This window comes from Aestuariivirga sp. (genome assembly GCF_965227715.1).
GTDB lineage: Bacteria > Pseudomonadota > Alphaproteobacteria > Rhizobiales > Aestuariivirgaceae > Aestuariivirga.
In genome coordinates, this window is the sequence record NZ_OZ245771.1 from 2,372,246 (window position 1) to 2,392,830 (window position 20,585).

Annotated in this window: 24 protein-coding genes and 1 other RNA gene; 11 read left to right on the forward strand and 14 right to left on the reverse strand. The window is 62.8% G+C overall.

The genetic code is table 11. The annotated features are described in order from the left end of the window. Window positions 1-70: 70 nt before the first annotated feature. A complete protein-coding gene (gene mscL / locus ACO06F_RS11185) occupies window positions 71-499 on the reverse strand; it encodes a large conductance mechanosensitive channel protein MscL (RefSeq protein WP_421692838.1) in 429 nt (142 codons plus the stop codon). Between the two features lie 114 nt (window positions 500-613). Between mscL and pip the strand changes: the two genes are divergently transcribed. The 3 genes from pip to ACO06F_RS11200 all read left to right on the forward strand — a co-directional run bounded on the left by pip (window position 614) and on the right by ACO06F_RS11200 (window position 3,269). Continuing rightward, on the forward strand, window positions 614-1,579 hold the full coding sequence (pip, locus tag ACO06F_RS11190; protein ID WP_421692839.1) for a prolyl aminopeptidase: 966 nt from the start codon (window positions 614-616) through the stop codon (window positions 1,577-1,579). 104 nt (window positions 1,580-1,683) lie between these two features. Continuing rightward, on the forward strand, window positions 1,684-1,815 hold the full coding sequence (locus ACO06F_RS11195) for a hypothetical protein (protein WP_421692840.1): 132 nt from the start codon (window positions 1,684-1,686) through the stop codon (window positions 1,813-1,815). 308 nt (window positions 1,816-2,123) lie between these two features. Beyond that, entirely contained in the window at window positions 2,124-3,269 is a 1,146-nt protein-coding gene (locus ACO06F_RS11200) for a DNA recombination protein RmuC (RefSeq protein WP_421692841.1), read from the forward strand. A gap of 59 nt (window positions 3,270-3,328) precedes the next feature. Here ACO06F_RS11200 and recR read toward each other — a convergent pair whose 3' ends face one another. From recR to ffs, 4 genes are all read right to left on the reverse strand, one after another. Then, window positions 3,329-3,934, reverse strand: coding sequence for a recombination mediator RecR (gene recR / locus ACO06F_RS11205; RefSeq protein ID WP_421692842.1), 606 nt, complete (start codon window positions 3,932-3,934; stop codon window positions 3,329-3,331). Beyond that, window positions 3,934-4,257, reverse strand: a complete 324-nt coding sequence (locus tag ACO06F_RS11210) for a YbaB/EbfC family nucleoid-associated protein (RefSeq protein ID WP_421692843.1) — start codon at window positions 4,255-4,257, stop codon at window positions 3,934-3,936. Before ACO06F_RS11210 ends, recR begins: the two co-directional genes overlap by 1 nt. Continuing rightward, window positions 4,241-5,950 carry a DNA polymerase III subunit gamma/tau gene (locus ACO06F_RS11215; RefSeq protein WP_421692844.1) on the reverse strand — a complete coding sequence of 570 codons (1,710 nt, stop codon included), beginning with the start codon at window positions 5,948-5,950 and terminating at the stop codon, window positions 4,241-4,243. Before ACO06F_RS11215 ends, ACO06F_RS11210 begins: the two co-directional genes overlap by 17 nt. 34 nt (window positions 5,951-5,984) lie before the next feature. Beyond that, window positions 5,985-6,081: signal recognition particle sRNA small type (gene ffs, locus ACO06F_RS11220), an RNA gene on the reverse strand. A gap of 121 nt (window positions 6,082-6,202) precedes the next feature. Here ffs and ACO06F_RS11225 point away from each other — a divergent pair. Genes ACO06F_RS11225 through truA form a run of 4 tightly spaced genes read left to right on the forward strand, consistent with a single transcriptional unit; the run spans window position 6,203 to window position 8,850 of the window. Continuing rightward, window positions 6,203-6,625 carry a hypothetical protein gene (locus tag ACO06F_RS11225; RefSeq protein WP_421692845.1) on the forward strand — a complete coding sequence of 141 codons (423 nt, stop codon included), beginning with the start codon at window positions 6,203-6,205 and terminating at the stop codon, window positions 6,623-6,625. A 44-nt stretch (window positions 6,626-6,669) separates the two neighbouring features. After that, window positions 6,670-7,188, forward strand: a complete 519-nt coding sequence (gene def, locus ACO06F_RS11230; RefSeq protein ID WP_421692846.1) for a peptide deformylase — start codon at window positions 6,670-6,672, stop codon at window positions 7,186-7,188. A 4-nt stretch (window positions 7,189-7,192) separates the two neighbouring features. Next, window positions 7,193-8,098, forward strand: coding sequence for a methionyl-tRNA formyltransferase (fmt, locus tag ACO06F_RS11235; RefSeq protein WP_421692847.1), 906 nt, complete (start codon window positions 7,193-7,195; stop codon window positions 8,096-8,098). Then, window positions 8,098-8,850, forward strand: coding sequence for a tRNA pseudouridine(38-40) synthase TruA (gene truA, locus ACO06F_RS11240; protein ID WP_421692848.1), 753 nt, complete (start codon window positions 8,098-8,100; stop codon window positions 8,848-8,850). Before fmt ends, truA begins: the two co-directional genes overlap by 1 nt. Here truA and dapE read toward each other — a convergent pair. From dapE to rpmH, 9 genes are all read right to left on the reverse strand, one after another. Continuing rightward, window positions 8,829-10,001, reverse strand: coding sequence for a succinyl-diaminopimelate desuccinylase (dapE, locus tag ACO06F_RS11245; RefSeq protein ID WP_421692849.1), 1,173 nt, complete (start codon window positions 9,999-10,001; stop codon window positions 8,829-8,831). The genes truA and dapE overlap by 22 nt on opposite strands. Before the next feature lie 69 nt (window positions 10,002-10,070). Beyond that, the gene (locus ACO06F_RS11250; protein WP_421692850.1) at window positions 10,071-10,424 is read right to left on the reverse strand and encodes a DUF805 domain-containing protein; all 354 of its coding nucleotides are present in this window, start codon (window positions 10,422-10,424) and stop codon (window positions 10,071-10,073) included. 85 nt (window positions 10,425-10,509) lie between these two features. After that, complete coding sequence (dapD, locus tag ACO06F_RS11255) at window positions 10,510-11,346, reverse strand: 2,3,4,5-tetrahydropyridine-2,6-dicarboxylate N-succinyltransferase (protein WP_421692851.1); 837 nt, start codon at window positions 11,344-11,346, stop codon at window positions 10,510-10,512. After that, window positions 11,343-12,071 (reverse strand): pyrimidine 5'-nucleotidase, encoded by a 729-nt coding sequence (locus ACO06F_RS11260; protein ID WP_421692852.1) that lies wholly within the window; start codon window positions 12,069-12,071, stop codon window positions 11,343-11,345. The genes dapD and ACO06F_RS11260 overlap by 4 nt, the downstream gene beginning before the upstream one ends. Then, window positions 12,068-12,967: an acetylglutamate kinase gene (gene argB, locus ACO06F_RS11265; protein WP_421692853.1), complete on the reverse strand. Its 900-nt coding sequence runs from the start codon at window positions 12,965-12,967 to the stop codon at window positions 12,068-12,070. Before argB ends, ACO06F_RS11260 begins: the two co-directional genes overlap by 4 nt. Before the next feature lie 65 nt (window positions 12,968-13,032). Beyond that, on the reverse strand, window positions 13,033-13,665 hold the full coding sequence (gene yihA, locus ACO06F_RS11270; RefSeq protein WP_421692854.1) for a ribosome biogenesis GTP-binding protein YihA/YsxC: 633 nt from the start codon (window positions 13,663-13,665) through the stop codon (window positions 13,033-13,035). Then, window positions 13,662-15,452: a membrane protein insertase YidC gene (gene yidC, locus ACO06F_RS11275; RefSeq protein WP_421692855.1), complete on the reverse strand. Its 1,791-nt coding sequence runs from the start codon at window positions 15,450-15,452 to the stop codon at window positions 13,662-13,664. The genes yihA and yidC overlap by 4 nt, the downstream gene beginning before the upstream one ends. Beyond that, window positions 15,449-15,805, reverse strand: coding sequence for a ribonuclease P protein component (rnpA, locus tag ACO06F_RS11280; protein WP_421692856.1), 357 nt, complete (start codon window positions 15,803-15,805; stop codon window positions 15,449-15,451). The genes yidC and rnpA overlap by 4 nt, the downstream gene beginning before the upstream one ends. A 19-nt stretch (window positions 15,806-15,824) precedes the next feature. Beyond that, window positions 15,825-15,959: a 50S ribosomal protein L34 gene (rpmH, locus tag ACO06F_RS11285; RefSeq protein WP_373505099.1), complete on the reverse strand. Its 135-nt coding sequence runs from the start codon at window positions 15,957-15,959 to the stop codon at window positions 15,825-15,827. 230 nt (window positions 15,960-16,189) lie between these two features. Here rpmH and ACO06F_RS11290 point away from each other — a divergent pair, with 230 nt between their 5' ends. From ACO06F_RS11290 to infC, 4 genes are all read left to right on the forward strand, one after another. Beyond that, a complete protein-coding gene (locus tag ACO06F_RS11290; RefSeq protein ID WP_421692857.1) occupies window positions 16,190-16,966 on the forward strand; it encodes a TVP38/TMEM64 family protein in 777 nt (258 codons plus the stop codon). After that, window positions 16,963-18,375, forward strand: a complete 1,413-nt coding sequence (locus ACO06F_RS11295) for a dihydrolipoyl dehydrogenase family protein (protein WP_421692858.1) — start codon at window positions 16,963-16,965, stop codon at window positions 18,373-18,375. The genes ACO06F_RS11290 and ACO06F_RS11295 overlap by 4 nt, the downstream gene beginning before the upstream one ends. Continuing rightward, window positions 18,372-19,868 (forward strand): sensor histidine kinase, encoded by a 1,497-nt coding sequence (locus ACO06F_RS11300; RefSeq protein WP_421692859.1) that lies wholly within the window; start codon window positions 18,372-18,374, stop codon window positions 19,866-19,868. Before ACO06F_RS11295 ends, ACO06F_RS11300 begins: the two co-directional genes overlap by 4 nt. 116 nt (window positions 19,869-19,984) lie before the next feature. Then, window positions 19,985-20,545, forward strand: a complete 561-nt coding sequence (infC, locus tag ACO06F_RS11305; protein ID WP_421692860.1) for a translation initiation factor IF-3 — start codon at window positions 19,985-19,987, stop codon at window positions 20,543-20,545. Window positions 20,546-20,585 lie beyond the last annotated feature (40 nt).

The window sequence follows — 20,585 nt, forward strand, 5'->3', positions numbered from 1 at the left end:
AGTGCAGCTTAAGCCAAAAAGCGGCCCGGGTGTCCAGCACCCGGACCGTTTGCAGCATCGCTGCCTTGCGTCAGTTGGCGGGCCTCGCCTTCAGAGAATCGCGGATTTCGGCAAGCAGCTCTTCCGAGCGGCTGGGGGGTGCGGGCGGCGGCGGCGGCTCGGACTTCTTGAGGCGGTTCGACACCTTCACCAGCTGAAACAGCACGAAGGCCACGAGCAGGAAGTTGATGACGACCGTCAGAAAGGCGCCATAGGCCAGGACGGCGCCCTGCTTCTGCGCCTCGCTCAAGGCCGTTGCCGTGATGTTGCCGGAAAGCGGCAGGAAATACTCATCGAAGTTGAGCCCGCCGGTGAGGGCCCCGATGATCGGCATGATCAGCAAGTTGACGATGCCATCGACGATCCGGCTGAAGGCCGCGCCGACGATGACGCCCACGGCCAGGTCAAAGGCGTTGCCCTTGAAGGCAAAAGACTTAAACTCGTTCCACTCTTTCCACATGGTTTCCCCCTTCCGTTTCTGCATCCCCGCGTTGCAGGACACGAACTCCCATTACCGGATCCCCCTTAGTCTGGCAAAAGCTACCTGACGAACCCCTCCAGCAGAGCGAATCAGATGAACGAGCGGCGCACATTCTTTCCCGAACTGAAGCCATACCGGAGCGGGCGGCTCAGTGTTTCGGCGCTGCATGAGATCTATTTCGAAGAATGCGGAAATCCCCACGGCAAGCCCGCCCTGGTGCTGCATGGGGGGCCAGGCGGGGGCATTTCCCCCTTCCTGCGGCAAATGCATAACCCGGACGCCTACCGCATCGTGCTGTTTGACCAGCGCGGCTGCGGGCAGTCGACGCCCCATGCCGAGCTGGCCGAGAACACCACCTGGGACCTCGTGTCCGACATCGAGAAGCTGCGCCAGCATCTCTCCATCGCGCGCTGGCAGGTGGTGGGTGGATCCTGGGGTTCCACCCTGGCGCTCGCCTATGCCGAAACCCACCCAGAACGGGTCACCGAACTCATCGTCCGCGGCATCTTCGCCTTGCGCAAAAGTGAGATCCGCTGGTTCTATCAGGAAGGAGCGGACCAGCTGTTTCCAGATGCCTGGGAGGGCTTTCTGGCCCCCATTCCCCTGGCGGAGCGGCATGACCTTCTCTCCGCCTACCACCGCCGCCTGACCGGGCCTGACCTTCAGGCACGGATTGCCTGCGCCAGGGCGTGGAGCCAGTGGGAAGGCTCCACCCTCTCCGTTCTGCCTGACCCCCGGCGGGTGAGCGAGTTTGGCACGGACCGTTTCGCACTGGCCTTCGCGCGCATCGAATGCCACTATTTCATGAATGCGGGCTTCTTTTCGCGAGACGGCCAGCTGTTGGAGGACGCCCGCCGGCTGAAAGATATTCCAGGCGCCATCATTCAGGGCCGCTATGACGTGGTGACGCCCGCCACCACCGCCTGGGCCCTGCACAAGTCCTGGCCCACGGCCAGCTTCACACTGGTGGAAGACGCTGGCCACACAGCCACCGAACCCGGGATTGCCGATGCGCTGGTCCGCACCACGGATCAATTTCTTCATGCAGAAAACGCATAGCTGGCCTTGTCCATAGGGCAGCCTTCTGCTGCAATCTATTCACATTTGCGCGCCATATCACCCTCAACAAGAAACCATTACGCTCCACCTGATTGAGGCAACCCATGATCATCTTCAATGCAATGCGCGACCTCGCCGACGGCCTGACCCGCGGCTTCTCCCTGTTTCTGACCGAGCGCCAGGATATGACCGTGCGTGGACATGCACCGGCCGCCCGGCCCCAGCGCCGCAAATAACATCCAGTTTTGAACATTGGCGGATGCAAACCCTCCGCCCCGAAATCGTCACGAGGTGCCCCTGTTGCGGCCTGTTTTGACGGCCAGTCTCCGTCACGCAACAAGGCGGACGCTACACGGGCATTTTCTCTCAGAATTTGCAGGAACCAGTTTCCGCCTCGTGCGTTGACCGACGCCAGTTTGATTCAGTTGGCCCGCATGGCTCCTGTCGCCGTCCCGAGTCGTGAAGGCCATCGGCCCGTTCGTACCCTGCCGGTACGGACGGGCCACTTTCGTTCCGCCTGACGAATCAGGCTATTCTCCTCCACATGGACCTCGACCGCACACTGCTTGAGATCGGCGGCGCGCCCGTCACCTTTCTGCATCTCATCCTGGCTGCGGCGGGCCTCGCCCTGCTGCTGCTGATCGCAACCGTCATCCTCTCCTGGCGCGGGCAGGCCAGCCGCCAGGCGGAGGCGATCTCCACGGCGCGGCGCACGGCCGAGCTCGAATTCCGTATCGCCGAGCTGTCCGGCGCGCTCAGAAGCCTGGCGGAACAATCCCAGGGCAGCCAGTTGCAGCTCGTCTCCACACTGGACGAGCGGCTGGACCAGGTGTCCGAACGGCTGGGCCTCAACCTGTACGACCAGGCGGAGCGCACCGGACAATCCCTGAAGCAGCTGCATGAGCGGCTGGCGGTGATCGACGCGGCGCAGAAAAACATCACGGCCCTTTCCGGCGAAATGCTGAGCCTCAAGGACATTCTGTCCAACAAGCAGGCGCGCGGTGCTTATGGCCAGGCGCGCATGGAGGCCATCATTCGCGACGGGCTTCCATCAGGCGCCTATGCCTTTCAGGGATCCTTGAGCAACGGGACCCGGCCCGATTGCCTGGTTTCGCTTCCCGACTCCGCCATCAGGCTGGTGATCGATGCCAAATTTCCGCTCGAAGCCTTCAATGCCCTCAAGGTGGCGAGAGGGGAAAACGAACTGCGCAATGCCGAGGCGCGGCTTCGCGGCGACGTGCTGAAGCATGTGAAGGACATTGCGGAAAAATATCTCTTGAGCGGCGAGACCCATGACAGTGCCATCATGTTCGTGCCCTCCGAGTCCGTCTACGCCGATCTCTACGAAAAATTCGAAGATGTGATCCAGAAGGCGCATCGCGCGCGCGTCATCATCGCATCGCCCAATGTGCTGATGCTGCTGGTGCAGACGCTGCAGGCAATCTTCAAGGATGCCCGCCTGCGCGAACAGACCGGCCTGATCAAGGTCGAAGTCTCGCGGCTGCTTGACGATGTCTCGCGCCTCAAGGAACGGATCGGGGACCTGCAGAAGCACTTCGGGCTTGCGGCGGGGGATCTCGAAAAGCTCGGCGTTTCAGCCGACAAGATCACAAGGCGCGGCGCGCGGATCGAAAGCCTGGAACTGGAAGAAGACGCCGCAGCGCCTGCGAAGCTGGTGGAGCGAAGCTAGACCGTCGTACGCTCAATTGGGGCGTAGATTTACCAGTGATCTCACTTCACCGTGCGGAGCTAGAGCGGGCGCCTTGCGCGGATTGCCTGGGTGAGTGTGCCTTCATCGAGGTAATCGAGTTCGCCGCCGACGGGCACGCCGTGGGCCAGCCGGGAGGTTGCGATCCCTAAGTTCTTGAGGCGTTCGGTGATGTAGTGCGCCGTCGTCTGTCCTTCGACGGTGGCGTTGAGGGCCACGACCACTTCCTTGATCTCGCCCTCGCCAGCGCGCTCGATCAGCGGATCGATGCTCAGGTCTTCCGGCCGCACACCTTCGATCGCGGACAGTGTGCCGCCCAGCACATGGTAGAGGCCATTCCAGGCGGCGGCGCGTTCCAGTGCCCACAGGTCCCCCACTTCTTCCACCACGCAGAGGATCGTGCGATCGCGCCGCGGATCGGTGCAAAGCGTGCAGGGGTCAACCGTATCGACGTTTCCGCAGGTGGAGCAGATGGTAACCTTCTCGCGCGCCTCCGCCATGGCAGAGGCCATGGGCACCAGCAGGCGCTCCCGGTTCTTGATCAGAAACAGCGCTGCCCGCCGTGCCGAACGGGGGCCGAGCCCTGGCAGCTTGGCCAGAAGCTGGATCAGCCTTTCGATCTCGGGTCCCGTCGTGCGGCGCGACATCAGAAAGGCAGCTTGAACCCGGGCGGCAGGGCGAGCCCGCCGGTGACGGACTGCATCTCCTCCGCCATCATCGTTTCGGACTTGCCCTTGGCATCGGCGTGGGCGGCGAGGATCAGGTCTTCGAGAATATCCTTCTCCTCCGCCTTCAGCAGGGAAGGATCGATTTCCAGCTTTGTCATTGCCCCCTTGCCGGTAAGCGTGACCTTGACGAGGCCTCCGCCGGACTGGCCGGTCACGGTTGACTGCTCAAGCTTCGCCTGCATCTCCGCCATGCGGGACTGCATGGCCTGGACCTGCTTCATCATGTCACCGAGGTTCTTCATCGCTCTCACTCACATTGGGGGGAAGGATCGCCGCATCGGGCACTTTGACGTCAATGATTTCGGCTCCGGGGAAGCGCTTCAGCACGGCCTGCACATCCGGGTGCTCGCGCGCGGTGATGAACAGGCTGTCCCGGTTCTCCTGGCGCTGGCGGGCAACCGGCTTGGTGCCGCCGTCCTTCGCCACCATCACCATCCAGCGCATGCCCGTAAAGGCTTCGAGCTTGCGCGCAATTTCGCCGGGCAAGCCCGGATGAGCGCCCGCTTCGAGCGCCAGTTCGAACTGGCCCGGCGCGACGCGAATGGGGCGGATCAGGGTTTCGAGATCGGTCTTGAGCTTGATGTCCCGTTTTTCGGTGGCGAGCGCCAGCAGGTCCTGAAGGCTGGAGAAGGCCCGTGTCTCCGTCGGGGCGGCAGGCATCGAGGCCTGCGGCTTGACGGCAAGGGCCGCCTGGGATTCGGCAGGGCCTTCCGAATTGCCACGCAACAGCTCGCGTGCGCTGATCGGCACCACGCGCTCACCCGAAGGCTGGGCCTGCTTCACCAGCTTTGCCAGTTCCTCGCCGCCGGGAAGCTCTGCCGCATGGGCCAGGCGAATCAGCACCATTTCGGCGGCCATCAGCGGGTCAGAATGCAGCTCCGCCTCCCGGATGCCCTTGAGCAGCATGGACCAGGCGCGCGTCAGATGTGCAATGCCGCATTTCTGTGCGTGGTCCTGACCGCGGGTTTTCTCGGCCTCGGTGCGTGAGGTATCGGCCAGGGCGCCATCCTTCACCACCTTGAGGCGGGTGACCCAGTGGACGTAGTCCGCGAGGTCGCTCAGGATTGTCGCCGGGTCACCGCCGCTTCGATATTGCGCCTCGATTTCCTCGATGGCCGCCTTGGCGTTTCCGGCCATCACCGCCGCGAACAGATCGATGATGCGGGAGCGGTCCATCAGCCCGAGCATGGAGGAGACGTCAGCCGCTTTCACCCTGCCCTCGCCATAGGCAATCGCCTGATCGAGCAGCGAAAGGCCGTCACGCACCGAGCCTTCGGCGGCGCGGGCAATCATGGCCAGGGCATCGGCTTCGGCCTCAACCCCTTCCTTCACCGCGATCCCGGCGTAATGCGAGGCGAGCAGTGCCGCATCCAGCCGTTTCAGGTCAAAGCGCTGGCAGCGCGAGAGGATGGTGACGGGAACCTTGTTGATTTCGGTGGTCGCGAAGATGAACTTCACATGCGGCGGCGGCTCTTCCAGCGTTTTCAAGAGCGCGTTGAAGGCGCTCTTCGAGAGCATGTGCACTTCGTCGATGATATAGACTTTGTAGCGCGCCTGGACGGGGGCATAGCGCACGCTGTCGATGATTTCGCGCATATTGTCGACGCCGGTGTTGGAGGCGGCGTCCATCTCGATCACGTCCATATGACGGGATTCGAGGATGGCCTCGCAATGGGGACCATAGTCCGGCATGTCGATTGTGGGCTTCTCGCCATAGTTCAGCGCCCGGGCGATGAGGCGGGCCGTGGTCGTCTTGCCGACGCCGCGTACGCCCGTGAGCATGAAGCCCTGGGCGATGCGGCCTGAGGCGAAAGCATTGGTGAGGGTGCGCACCATCGCTTCCTGGCCGATCAGGTCAGGAAAGGTGCGGGGGCGGTATTTCCGGGCAAGAACGCGATACCCTGTGGCGTTCGCGCCGCTTTCAGTCTCGGCCATGGGCGGGCTTCCGCGGGGTCGCCTAGAGGGTGAGGTGGGAGGCTGGACGGGCAACCCGTTCCGGTCTCGTTGGGGCTGCTTCCTTCCGGACCTGACCCGGTTGGCGAGCGGCACGTCCGCCGCCAACCTCCCGCTCGGCTATATGGGGGGTAAAGGAACAAAAGGCAAGCACCATGGCTTGCCAAGGCACCGCTGCGGTAGCATTCTCCCGCTTCGGCTTCCGCGACGTTTCCAACGAGGAGTGGTTCCCCCATGTTCAGCAAAATCCTGGCTCTTTCTGCCGGCCTCATGGGTCTGGCGATGCTCTCCACCGGTGCCCTGGCGTCTGACGCCTATGGCTCGAATGACGATGGATATGTCCGGATCTGGAAGCCCTACGTGATCGAGAAGACCTGCAGCGACGCCCGCTTCTACCATTGCCGGGCACGGATGGATTATGCGCCCTTCCAGCGCTCCATGGTGGCCCGGCCCGGGAGCTATTGGTACCAGAAGCCCTTTCAGGTTTACCGCTACGGTGACTTCAAGCCAAACCGCGTGGCCTGGGGGCACCGCCGCAACGCAGACCATGTGGCCTGGTGCAGCGCGCATTACCGCACCTATGACCCGGTGAGCGACCAGTTCATGGGCAATGGTTACCGGCTTTACCGCTGCAACAGCCCCTATGACGCGCGCTGAGGGGCTCGATTGACCGGGCGAGCGCCGTCTACTAAGTGACGGCCATGCCGCTGCTTCCGATCATCACACTGCCCGACGAGAAGACCCTGCGCCAGGTCTCGAAGCCCGTTTCCATGGTCGATTCCAACGTCAAGAGGCGGTGGGACGACATGCTGGAGACGATGTATCACGCGCCCGGCATCGGGCTTGCCGCGATCCAGATCGGGGTGCCGGAGCGGCTGCTGGTTCTCGACCTTTCCAAGGACGGGGAGCCCAAGACGCCGTTGTTCGTCGCCAATCCCGAGATCACCTGGGAGAGCGCGGCACAGAGCGACTATGAAGAAGGCTGCCTCTCCATCCCCGACTATTATGAGATGGTGACCAGGCCTGCGGAGATCAAACTGCGCTATCTCGACCGCCAGGGCGAGCCCCAGGAGATTCATGCAACGGGGCTGTTGGCCACTTGCCTGCAGCATGAGATCGACCATCTGAATGGCATTCTCTTCATCGATCACATCTCGCGGCTGAAGCGGGAGCGCGTGCTCAAGAAATTCCAGAAGGCCCAGAAGCTCGGAAAGCTCTGAGCCCATGCGCCTCGTGTTCATGGGAACGCCGGACTTCGCGGTCGAGACGCTGAAGGCCCTGCTGGCCGCGGGGCATGAGGTCGCTTGTGTCTATTCGCAGCCACCGCGCCCTGCCGGCCGTGGCATGGCGGAGCGGCCTTCGCCCGTTCACGCCTTTGCCACCTCAAAAGGCATCTCCGTGCGCACGCCGCTCTCCCTCAAAGCGCCTGGAGAGCAATCGGAATTTGAAGCACTTGCGGCTGATGCCGCGGTTGTTGTGGCCTATGGCCTTCTCCTGCCGAAACCCATTCTCGATGCGCCACGGCTTGGCTGTTTCAACGTCCATGCCTCGCTCCTGCCGCGCTGGCGGGGGGCTGCCCCCATTCAGCGCGCCATCATGGCGGGCGACGGTGAAAGCGGCGTCACCATCATGAGAATGGAAGAAGGGCTCGACACGGGCCCTATGTGCAAGGTCGGCCAGATCGCGATCACGCCGGAGACGACCGCGCAATCGCTGCATGATGAGCTGGCGGAGCTTGGTGCAAGGCTGATGGTTGAGGTGCTGGCGCAGGACCAGATCGCTTGCGTGGCGCAGCCGGCCGAGGGCATCACCTACGCGAAAAAGATCGAGAAGACCGAGGCCCGCATCGACTTCACCAGACCGGCCACGGAGGTGAGGAACCACATTCATGGCCTCTCACCCTTTCCCGGCGCATGGTTTCAGGCGAAGGGCACGCGCATCAAGGTGCTGCTGTGCGAGGTGGCTGCGGCAGAAGGCAATCCCGGCACATTCATCGATGATCACCTGACCATCGCCTGCGGTACAGGCGCCATTCGCTTGCTCCGCCTACAGCGCGAAGGCAAGGGCGCGATGGAGGCGGGAGAGTTCCTGCGGGGCACGCCCATTGCGCGCGGCACGGAGGCCAATTGATGCCGCGCTACAGGCTCACCATCGAATATGACGGCGGCCCCTTCACCGGCTGGCAATCCCAGGCGGGCGGCACCTCGGTGCAGGATGTGCTGGAGCGCGCTGTCACCACCATCAATGGCGCCTTCTCCATGGTCTATGGCGCAGGCCGCACCGATGCAGGCGTTCACGCGCTGGCTCAAGTGGCACATGTGGACCTGAACAAGAGCTGGGACACATTCAAGCTGCGCAATGCCTTGAACGGCAACATGCGCGAGCACCCGGTCAGCGTGCTCGAAGCCGAAGAGATGCCGGGTGATTTCCACGCCCGCTTCTCCGCCACCAGGCGCTACTATCTCTACCGCATCCTCAACCGCCGCGCCCCGCCGGCCCTCGACCGCGGCAAGGTATGGTGGCTTCCCGTCGAACTCGATTCCGATGCGATGCATGAGGCGGCGCAGCATCTGGTGGGAAAGCATGACTTCACCACCTTCCGCGCGGCACAGTGCCAGGCCAATTCACCGGTGAAGACGCTCGACCGCCTCGAGGTGGCCCGCTATGGCGAGTTGATCGAAATCCGCGCGGATGCGCGCTCCTTCCTGCACAATCAGGTGCGCTCCATGGTCGGCTCGCTGCGGCTTGTGGGAGAAGGCAAGTGGACGCCGTGGGAAATGAAGCGGGCGCTGGAGGCAGCAGACCGCAGCGCCTGCGGGCCGGTGGCACCACCCGATGGCCTTTACCTTCTGCGCGTGGGCTACAGTTCAGCCGAGAAGTAATGGGCGATGATGCGGGCGTAGACGGCTTGCGTGTCGCGCAGTTCATCAATGGCGATGCGCTCATCCGTCTGGTGGATCGTTGCATTGGTGGGACCGAATTCCAGCACCGGACAATAATCCTTCACGAAGCGCGCATCGGACGTTCCGCCACTGGTGGAGAGCTTGGGCAACACGCCCGTCTCCAGTTCGACGGCATCCTGCACGAGGCCCACAAAGGAGCCCGGCTCGGTGATGAAGGCATCAGCCCCTTCCGTGGCAGAGATCGCCCAGGTGCCGCCCAATTGAGCTGTGATCGCGGCCACTTCATCGGCCACCCAGGCTTTGAGCGATTCAAAGCCGTGCTCCGTCGAGAAGCGGATGTTGAACTTGGCAGCCGCACGAGACGGAATGACGTTTCCGGCAGGATTGCCGACATCGAAGCTGGTGACGGCCAGCGTCGAAGGATCGAAATGCTCGTTTCCCTCATCGAGCGTTGCCGTCGCGATGCGGTCAATGAAGCGGGCGAGCTTCGGGATTGGGTTGTCCGCCTTGTGCGGATAGGCGGCGTGACCCTGCCTTCCCTCAACTGTCACGGCGAAGCTCAAGGAGCCGCGGCGGCCGATCTTGATCGTATCCCCCAGCCGGTCCACGCAGCTTGGCTCTCCCACGATGCAATGATCGGGGATGTGGCCGTTCGCCTTCATCCATTCCAGCACCTTGACCGTGCCATTGATGGCGGGGCCTTCTTCGTCGCCCGTGATGAGGAAGGAAAGCGAGCCCTTGAACTTGGCGGCGCTGCGCACGAAGTCGATGGCGGCGCCGGCGAAGGCGGCAACCGAGCCCTTCATGTCTGTGGCGCCACGGCCATAGATGTAGCCGTTTGAAATATCGGCGGCGAAGGGAGGATAGGTCCAGCCCTCGGCGATCCCTTCAGGAACAACATCCGTGTGGCCTGCAAAGCAGAGATGCGGCGAACCTGTGCCGAAGCGCGCGAACATGTTCTCGACATCCGGGGTTCCTTCCTCACGGAAGATGAGCCGCTGGCAGACGAAGCCATGGGTGGAGAGAAGGTTCTCGAGATAGGTGAGAGCGCCCCCTTCGGCCGGGGTGACGGATTTGCAGCGGATCAGGTCCTGCAGCAGGGGAACGGGATCGGTGGGCGTGTTTTTCATGGACGGCACTCTAGCTGCAAATGAAAAGCCCGGCCACTGCTGGCCGGGCCTTTGCGGTCCCTATCAAGCTCAATATTTGAGCGGGTCGGGTCCATATTGATTGGGGCCGTTGGTGCCGTGGAGGAAGCCCAGTTCGACCAGCAACCATATTCCGCCGATCACCGGCACCAAACCGATCAGCGTCCACCAGCCCGACTTGCCACGGTCATGCCAGCGCTTGGCATAGAGAACGATCGAGGGATAGATCAGCACCAGTGCGGCAATAGCGCTGAAGATTCCATAGCCGCGGTCACCTGCCGTTCCCACAACCGTATCGAGAATGCCGGCGATTGCGGCAATCACGACCATCGCGAGAATGCCCATCCAGTAGCTCTGGCGTCCGATCCGCCCTTCAAGGCTCGTTAAGAGATATTTCCAGTCCATGCTCAACCCCCATTTTGGCGCAGCCCGCGCCGTTGCCTGCAAGAATCAGTATGAATCAGTGCGGGTCCCGGGGGAAGTGGCCTTGTCAGTCCCGCAGCAATTCGTTGATGGAGGTCTTGGAGCGGGTCTTCTCATCCACCCGCTTGACGATCACCGCACAATAGAGAGAGGGCGAGGGCGATCCGTCGGCATAGGGCTTCTGCGGCAGCGAGCCGGACACGACGACGGAATAGGGCGGCACCTTGCCCATGTGAACCTTGCCCGTGTCGCGTTCGATGATCTTGGTCGACTGGCCGATGAACACGCCCATGGAGATGACGGAACCTTCGCCCACCACAACACCTTCGACGACCTCCGAGCGTGCGCCGATGAAGCAATTGTCCTCGATGATTGTGGGCCCCGCCTGCATCGGTTCCAGCACGCCGCCGATGCCGACGCCTCCTGAGAGATGCACATTCTTGCCGATTTGAGCGCAGGAACCGACAGTGACCCACGTATCGACCATGGTGCCCGAATCCACATAGGCGCCCAGATTGACAAAGGACGGCATCAAGATGGCGCCCGGCGCAATATAGGCGGACTTGCGGACCACGCAGTTGGGAACGGCGCGGAAGCCTGCAGCGCGGAACTCCTTCTCCGCCCAGCCATCGAATTTGGAGGGGACCTTGTCCCACCAGCTGGACCCGCCGGGCCCGCCCGAAATCATGGCCATGTCATTGAGCCGGAACGAGAGGAGCACGGCCTTCTTCAGCCACTGGTTGACCTGCCACTCGCCAGCCTCCTTTTCGGCGACGCGGGCCTTGCCGGAGTCCAGCAGATCGAGTGCTGCGGACACCGCATCGCGAACCGGGCCCTTGGTCTCAAGGTTGACCTTGTCGCGGGCCTCCCAGGCCTGCTCGATGGTGGTTTGAAGATCGGTCATGCTGTCCCTCCCGGTGCTGTCGCGCTGCCTTTCGCCCAACTGTTCTGCGCGGTCAAGCCTGCCAAAAAGCCGGCGAGATCGTCCGTCACGTGGTGGATGTGTTTCTGGGCCACGCCGCCCGTGGCCTTGTTCAGGTGCAGGGCATCGTGGTTTTCGGGGCTGACCACCAGGACCGTCGTCATTCCCAGCGCATGGGGTGCCTCGAGATTGCGCGCAATGTCCTCAAACATGGCGGAGGTCTTCGGGTTGATTCCCGTCTGCCGGATGAACTTGGCATAGGGTTCCATCTCGGGCTTGGGGATGAAGTCCGAATGCACGATGTCGAAGATGTCACCGAAGTGGTGCGTGATGCCGATGCGGTTCAGCACCTTTTCAGCATGGGCCACGGTGCCGTTGGTGAAGATCAGCTTGCGGCCGGGAAGCGCATGCAGTGCCTCGTCCAGCTTGGTATTCAGCGGCACCGGCGAATGGTCAATGTCATGCACATAATCCAGGAATTCGTCAGGCGTGATGCCGTGCTCGGTCATCAGCCCGCGGAGCGTGGTGCCATATTTGTAGAACATCTCCTTCTGGCGGAGCTTGGCTTCCGCATAGTCCACGTTGAGGAGGCGGGATACGAAGTTGCCCATCTTCACGTCGATCTGGTCGAAGAGCCGGCATGATGCCGGATAGAGCGTGTTGTCGAGGTCGAAGACCCAGGTGTCGACGTGGGAAAATCCCCTCATGCCCCGGCCCGCGAAATGCGCGTGCCCACGCCATGCGGCGTCAGGAGTTCCAGCAGCACCGAATGCGGCACCCGGCCATCGAGAATGATGACGCCCTCGACACCGGACTTCACCACCGCAGCAGCGCTTTCCACCTTCGGGATCATGCCGCCGGTGATGGTGCCATTCGCGATCAGATCCGGCAGTTCGCCGATGCGAAGCTCGCTGATCAGGTTCTTGTCCTTGTCGAGAACACCCGCGACATCCGTCAGCAGCAGCAGGCGCTTGGCGCGCGTTGCGGCGGCAATGGCGCCTGCCGCCGTATCGGCATTGACATTGAAAGTCTCGCCATCACGGCCGACGCCCACAGGGGCGATCACCGGAATGGCGTCGTTCTTCATGATGTTGTCGAGAATCCCGGTGTTGATCTTCACCGGTTCGCCCACGAAGCCGAAGTCGATCTCCACGGTCTTGCCGGTCGCCGGGTCCGTCGTCTGCTTCGTCAGCTTCTGGGCGATCATCAGATTGCCGTCCTTGCCGGAGATGCCGACCGCGCGGCCACCCGCCTGCTGGATCGATGCGACGATCGATTTGTTGATCGAGCCCGAGAGCACCATTTCGACAACCGTCATCGTGGCCTCGTCCGTAACGCGCAACCCCTCGCGGAACTCGGGCTTCACCTCGAGCTTATCGAGCATGCGGTTGATCTGGGGGCCGCCGCCATGGACGACGATGGGGTTAAGGCCGCAGACTTTGAGCATCACCATGTCGCGCGCGAACTGCTGCGCGAGCTTGGGGTCCACCATGGCGTGGCCGCCATATTTCACCACGATGATCTGGTCGTCATAGCGCTGCAGGAAAGGCAGCGCTTCGGAAAGGATGCGGGCTGTGGTGCCGAGTTCGTCCATCAAAATCATCCTCGAAATAAGGCTCAAGCGCCATACAGGACAATTGCGACGGTTTCAAAGGTCTTGAGTGCCCCTCAGAGGAGGGTGGCGATCTCCGCACGGAGCTCGGGGATGCCGCCGCCCTTCTCGCTCGATGTGGCGTGAATTTCGGGGAAGGCGGCCGGGTGCTTCTTGATGGCGGCAGACACCTTTTCGCGCATGGCTTCCAGTTCCGCTGGCTTGATCTTGTCGGTCTTGGTCAGCACGATCTGGTAGGTGACGGCGGCCTCGTCCAGGAGGTCGAACATCTCCTCATCGGCCTTCAGTATGCCGTGGCGGGAATCGATCAGCACGAAGGCGCGGGTGAGGCCGGGCCGTCCGCGCAGATAGCCCCGCAGAACCGATTGCCAAGCCTTCACCTCATGCTTGGGCGCCCTGGCATAGCCATAGCCCGGCATGTCGATCAGGGTGAGCTGGTCGTTCACATTGAAGAAATTGAGCTCGCGCGTGCGGCCCGGTGTATTGGAGGCGCGCGCCAGCCCGCTGGTTCCTGTCAGGGCATTGATCAGAGAGGATTTGCCGACATTGGAGCGGCCGGCAAAGGCGATCTCCACCCCTTGCGAGGCTGGAAGCTGTTCCAGCTTTGCCACGCCCAGCAGAAAACGCGACGGGCCACCGAACAGACGGCGGCCCGCATCGATATGGTCGGTGGTGAAGCGCTCGGTCAACTGGAAACCTTCTTCTTGAGGAAGGGCAGGCTGTTCCTGACATTGCCGAGGAGGTTCACGTCCACCCCATGCTTCTTCATGATCAGCGACTGCTGAAGGACGGAGAGCGTGTTGCTCCAGGCCCAGTAGATGACGAGACCCACGGGGAAGGTGCCGAGCATGAAGGTGAACATCACCGGCATCCAGTTGAACAGGCTCGCCTGCACCGGATCGGGCGGTGCGGGATTGAGGCGCATCTGCACCCACATGGTGATGCCCATGACGATGGGCCAGGCGCCGATCATCAGCATGTGAGGCGGCGTCCAGGGGATCAGGCCGAAGAGGTTGAACAGGCTCGTGGGATCGGGTGCCGAGAGATCATGGATCCAGCCGAAGAAGGGTGCGTGGCGCAGCTCGATCGAGGTCAGGATCACCTTATAAAGCGCGAAGAAAATGGGAATCTGCACCACGACGGGCAGACAGCCCGAAAGCGGCGAGACCTTTTCGCGCTTGTAGAGCGCCATCATCTCCTGCTGCTGTTTCATCTTGTCGTCCGGGAATTCCTTCTTGAGCCGCTCCATTTCAGGCTGGAGCTTCTTCATCTTGCTCATCGAGGCATAGGACTTGTTGGCGAGCGGGAAGACGGCCGCCTTGACGAGAACCGTGGCCAGAAGAATGGCAATGCCGAAATTGCCGACAATGCCCTTCAGCCAGTCGAGGAGATAGAAGAAGGGCTTGGTCAGGAAATAGAACCAGCCCCAGTCGATCACGTAGCTGAAGCCCTTGATCTGGTAGAGGCTCTCGATGGCGTTGATGGTGCGCACGACCTTGGCACCTGCGAAAAGCCGGTCCGTGGTGGAGGCGGTGGCGCCGGGCTGCACCACAATGGCATCCTTGGCGAGGTAGTCCGTCTGGTAGAGATCCCGCCCGTCGAGCTTGGTATGTATGAAGCTGGCGGTGACGTTGCTGGCCTGTTCCGGGATGATGGTCGCGGCCCAGTATTTGTCGGTGAAGCCGATCCAGCCGCCGGTGGTGTCACGCCGGTCCGGCTCGGTCTGTCCGGCCACGTCCTTGTAGTGTAGCTCATGCAGGCTGCCGTCGATCCAGCCCAGCATGCCTTCGAAAAACACCCAGTACCCAGACACGGTCGGGGTGTCCTGACGCTGGATGCGGGCATAGGGGATGAGAGCCACGGGCGCCTGCGAGGTGTTCTCGACCGTCTGGGTGACGGTGAAGAGATATTCGTCGCTCACCTCGATCTTGCGGATGAACTTGAGGCCCTCGCCATTGTCCCAGGTGAGGGTGACGGGGTTGCCTTCGTTCAGCACGGCGCCTGCGGGGGCAGTCCACACGGTGTTGGGGTCGGGAAGCTTTGCCGTCGTCCCCGTGGCGGGAACCACGCCTTGCTCGGCAAACAGCGCGCCCGGCGTGCCGCTGGGCGAAAGGAAGGTGATGGTCGGGCTGTTCGGATCGATCGTCTCGCGGTAGCGCAACAGATGGAGATCATCGATCATCGCACCTTTGAGGTTGATCGAACCGGACACGAAATCCGTCTCGATCTTCAGGCGCGGGGACTTGGCAAGCGCATCTGCCCGGTTCACTGCTGCAGCTTCCGGCGAGATGCCGGGCACCACGGCACCTGTTGCCGGCGCCGTCTGGCCGGTGGCCGCAGGCTGCTGGCTCTGGCTGGTCTCGGTGCTGGTGGCCAGCTTCTTCTGCAGGGGTGCCGCATAGAAATACTGCCAGCCGAAGATGATCAGCATCGAAAGGATGATGGCAAGAATGAAATTCTTGTTTTCGAAGTTCATGATGTTCCCTTGTCCGCCGGCAGATGGGCGGTTCGGTGCAGCCTTTTCAAGGCGGAAGTGAGATCGGTGTCGAGATCGGGAAAGGGGCGGCTCGCAGTGGGCGCCCGGCCGATCAAGACATAGTCATGTCCGGGCCTGGCCACTGCCGCAAGCTTCAGCCGGGCCAGTTCGCGCAGGCGGCGCTTGGTGCGGTTGCGCACCACGGCATTGCCGATTTTCTTTGTGGCAGTGAAGCCCACGCGCGCGGGGCCATCATCGGCACGGGCACGCATCTGAACCACCATGCCGGGCATGGCGGCATATTGAGCCCGGGCGGCGGCAACGAAGTCCTGCCGTCGCTTCAGGCGTTCCATGTCCTGGGAATTCCGGCGCTTAGGCCGAAAGGCGCTTGCGGCCCTTGGCGCGGCGGCGGGCCAGAACGTTGCGGCCGCCAACCGTGGCCATACGCGCGCGGAAACCGTGGCGGCGCTTGCGGACGATCTTGGAGGGTTGGTAGGTGCGCTTCACGTTCGTAACTCCGTTCTGGGCCTTTCGGCCAATGATTTCAAAAACATGGCCGGTTGGGCCGGGCATGCCCTGAGAGAAATGCGTTCTGCTTCAGGAATTTGGACGGGCTTATGGGGGAAATCCTTCGAGAAGTCAACGAGAGCCGGAACACCTGGGCTGAACTCTCCTCACGAGGCGGTGACACCCCCTACCGCGGGCGTCCGCAATGGTTCAAGTGTAGCAGCAACGCCATGGATCAAACCACCACCACCGCGACCACCGCTCTCCTCCGCCGCTGGCTACCCGCTGCAGCGCTTCTCGTGCTGGTTGGGGTGGGCTATGGGCTGGGGCTTCACCGCCACTTGACGCTGACGGCCCTTGTGGAAAACAGGGATCTGCTGCGGCAGTGGGTTGACGGACATTTCCTGCTGGCGGTGGCCGGCTACCTCGCGCTTTATGTGGTGGTTGTTGCCCTTTCCATTCCGGGAGCTGCCGCCTTGAGCCTTGCGGGAGGATTTCTGTTCGGCTGGGCAGTGAGTGCACCGGTGACGGTGCTGGCCGCCACGGCCGGGGCTGCGATTGTGTTCGAAATCGTCAAGACGTCACTGGGCGCTGCTCTGGCGGAGCGTTCCGGGGCATTGGTGCAGCGGCTGGCCCGCGGCTTTACCGAAAATGCCTTCAGCCTGCTGCTCTTTCTGCGGCTGGCGCCGGTGTTTCCGTTCTGGGCTGTCAATGCCGTGTCGGGGCTCAGCCGTATCCCGCTCAGCACGTTCGTGGCGGCAACGGCGATCGGCATCATTCCGGGATCGATCGCCTTCGCCCTTATCGGCTCCGGCCTGGACCGGGTGATCGATGCGGATCTCGCCAGCTACCGGGCCTGTGTGGCGGCAAAGGGGGCTTCGGCCTGCCACGTGTCGCTCAGCGCGGCATCCCTCATTTCGCCCGAGCTCGTCTGGGGCCTCAGCGCCCTGGGTCTCGTTGCCCTGCTGCCGCTTCTCGCCCGGTTCTGGAAAGGCCGCCCTGCATGACAACAGACGATTTCGACATTGCGGTGATCGGAGCCGGCTCCGGGGGCCTCACCGTTGCAGCCGCCGCTGCGCAATTCGGCCGGAAGGTCGTGCTGTTCGAAAGGGGCAAGATGGGGGGCGACTGCCTGAATTATGGCTGCGTCCCGTCAAAGGCCCTGCTGACGGCGGCGAAGCAGGCCCATGCCATGCGCTCCGGCGCGGCACTCGGCATTGCAGCCGTGGTGCCGCAGGTCGATTTTGCGGCCGTGCGCGCCCATGTGCAGCGCGCCATTGCGGCCATTGCTCCGCATGACTCGCAAGAGCGGTTCGAGGGGCTGGGCGTCGAGGTCATTCGCGCCACAGCCCGGTTTGTGGACCAGCGCACCATTGAGGCTGGAGGTGCGCATTTCACGGCGCGCCGGATCGTGATCGCCGCGGGTTCGCGGCCTGCCGTGCCGCCGATCCCCGGCCTTTCCGAAGTGCCCTTCTTCACCAATGAATCGATTTTCGACAATGAGGTGCTGCCCGCCCATCTGCTGATCATCGGCGGAGGGCCGGTGGGAATCGAGATGGCCCAGGCCCATGCACGGTTGGGCGCGCAAGTGACCGTCATCGCCACAGGCCAGCCGCTGGCCCATGACGACCCGGAGCTGACCAGCGTGGTTCTGGCGGCGCTTACCTCCGAAGGCGTGACGCTTGTGCCCGGGACCACGGTGGCCAGGGCACTCAAGACCGGCGATTCAACCACGCTCGAGACCAGTGACGGACGCACATTTACCGGTTCTCATGTGCTTGTCGCCACCGGGCGGCGCCCCAATGTGGAGGACCTCGGCCTCGACCAGGCGGGGGTCGCCTTCACGCCCAAGGGCATCACTGTCGACGCGCGCCTTCGCACCAGCAACCGGCGCATTTTCGCAATCGGGGACGTGGCGGGAGGGCGCTTCACCCACGAGGCTGGTTATCAGGCGGGAATCGCCATCCGCAATGTGCTCTTTGCCCTTCCGGCCAAGGCTTCCGCCCACATCCCGCATGTAACCTATACCGACCCGGAACTGGCCCAGCTGGGCCTTACCGAAGCGGACGCCAGAGCCAGCCATGGCAATGCGGTCAACGTGCTGCGCGCGCCCTTCTCGGGCAATGACCGCGCCCAGGCGGAAGGGCGCACCGAAGGCCTCGTCAAAGTCATCACCGGTGCGCGCGGGCGCGTCCTGGGGGTGGGCATTGTGGGGCCAGGCGCGGGCGAGCTGATCCAGCCCTGGGTGCTGGCCCTGCAAAAGGACCTGAAGATCGGCACCATGGCCGGGAGCGTGCTGCCCTATCCCACACGCGGTGAAGCGGGGCGGCGGGCCGCCGTCGGATATTTCGCAGGTTTTGCATCCAACACGCTGGTTCGCAACGTAATAGGACTGATCGGCAGCCTGGGGCGATGACAGAGACACAGAACGGCAGCGAAACGCGGCGCGACGGACCAGGCCTCCTCAGGGGCCTTTCCGGCAAGGTCCTGCTGATGACGGTTCTTTTCGTCATGCTAGGCGAAGTGCTGATCTTCCTGCCGTCCATTGCCAACTTTCGCATCCAGTGGCTCAAAGGACGGATTGCCCAGGCGGAGATTGCGGCACTCGCCGCGGAAGCAGCGCCAGACCGCATTCTCTCCTCCGACCTCCGCAGCGAGATCCTGAAGGGTGCGGGTGTTCTGGTGGTTTCCCTGACGCGGGGCGACAAGCGGCAGCTGATGCTGCGCAGCGAAACCGATCACATGATCGACGCCTCCTATGATCTGCGCGAGGTGCAGTGGCTGCCGGCGGTGGTCGATGCCTTCGAGGTGATGCTGGGACGCGAGGAACGCGTGATCAGCGTTCTCGACAAGCCGCCCAACATGTCAGGCGATCTGATCGAGGTGGCGCTGTTCGAGCAGCCGCTGCGCCAGGCCATGATCCGCTATGGCATCAACATCCTGATCCTCTCCGTCCTCCTGTCCGTCATCGTGGCGGGGCTGGTGTTTGCGGCACTCAACATCGTGCTGATCAAGCCGGTGAAGCGGCTGACCCGGAACATGGTGGCGTTTCGCCAGAACCCGGAAGACCGCTCCCGCATCATTGCGCCGTCGGGGCGGCGAGATGAAATCGGGCTGGCTGAGCGCGAGCTGCATGACATGCAGTCGGAACTTGCCGTCATGCTGCAGCAGAAGAGCCGGCTTGCAGCGCTGGGGCTTGCGGTTTCGAAGGTCAGCCACGATCTGCGCAACATGCTGTCTTCTGCGACTGTGATTTCGGACCGCCTGGCGATGGCGGAAGACCCCACCGTCAAGCGCTTTGCGCCCAAACTCATCATCAGCCTGGACCGCGCCATTTCCTTCCTGACGGAAACGCTGAAATTCGGCCGCGCCGATGAGCCTCCGCCGTTGCGTGAGCGCCACCAGCTGAAGGATGTGGCCGATGAGGTGATTGAGGCAGCAGCCCTTCAGGCCTCGGCACAGGTGATCCTGTTCAACCATGTGCCTCCCGGCACCGAGATCGATGCCGACCGGGAACAGCTGATCCGCGTGCTCACCAACCTGCTGCGCAACGCCACACAGGCATTGGAAGGGCGTGTTGCGGATGACGGAACGCTGGTGGAGGGGCGGGTGACGGTTGCCGCCTGGCGGCAGGGCAGTGTCGTTACCATTGAAGTGAAAGACAACGGCCCCGGCATCCCCGAACGGGTGCGGCCCAGGCTTTTCGAAGCCTTCCAGAGTGCCGCCAAGCCCGGCGGCGTGGGGCTGGGCCTGGCCATCGCGGCGGAATTGATCCGGGCGCATGGGGGCGAAATCAGGCTTCATGGAACCGGCCCTCAGGGCACTGTCTTTCATGTGAGCGTGCCGGACCAGGTGGTGGAACTCCGCCCAGGCCGGCGCGGTGCGCGGCATGCACCGGGCGGGGCCTGAAGGCCAGCCGCATCGGCGCTTGACGCGGGTGCTACATTCAATGTCTAAAGCGATCGCAACCAAACCCCAGGGGGACATTCCATGATGGAGCCCCCGAAACAGGAGCTGAAGCCCACTTGAGCATTCCACCCCGGAGGCCAGTTAGCCGCGGAGCCGCCCCCCCGCAAAAGGAAGAAGGACACAGGATCAACCATCGCATCGACGCCCGCGAAGTCCGCCTGATCGGCGCCGATGGCGCCAATATCGGCGTCGTGCCCATCCGCCAGGCCATGATGATGGCCGAAGAGGCCAGCCTCGACCTCGTCGAGATTTCGCCCGATGCCAAACCGCCCGTGTGCAAGATCCTCGATTACGGGAAGTTCAAGTTCCAGGAACAGAAGAAGGCCGCCGAGGCCCGCAAGAAACAGAAGGTCATCGAGATCAAGGAGATCAAGATGCGCCCGATGATCGACGACCACGACTACGACGTGAAGATGCGGGCCATCAAGCGCTTCTTCGAAGAGGGCGACAAGGTCAAGATCACGCTGCGTTTCCGCGGCCGTGAAATGGCCCACCAGGAACTGGGCCAGCAGCTGCTCGACCGGGTGAAGAAAGATACCGTCGAAATCGCCAAGGTCGAATCCGAACCGCGCTTCGAAGGCCGCCAGATCGTCATGGTTCTGGCGCCGCGAAACTGACAATTCGCTGACAGGTGCTGAGAGCGCCTGTCAGATCCTC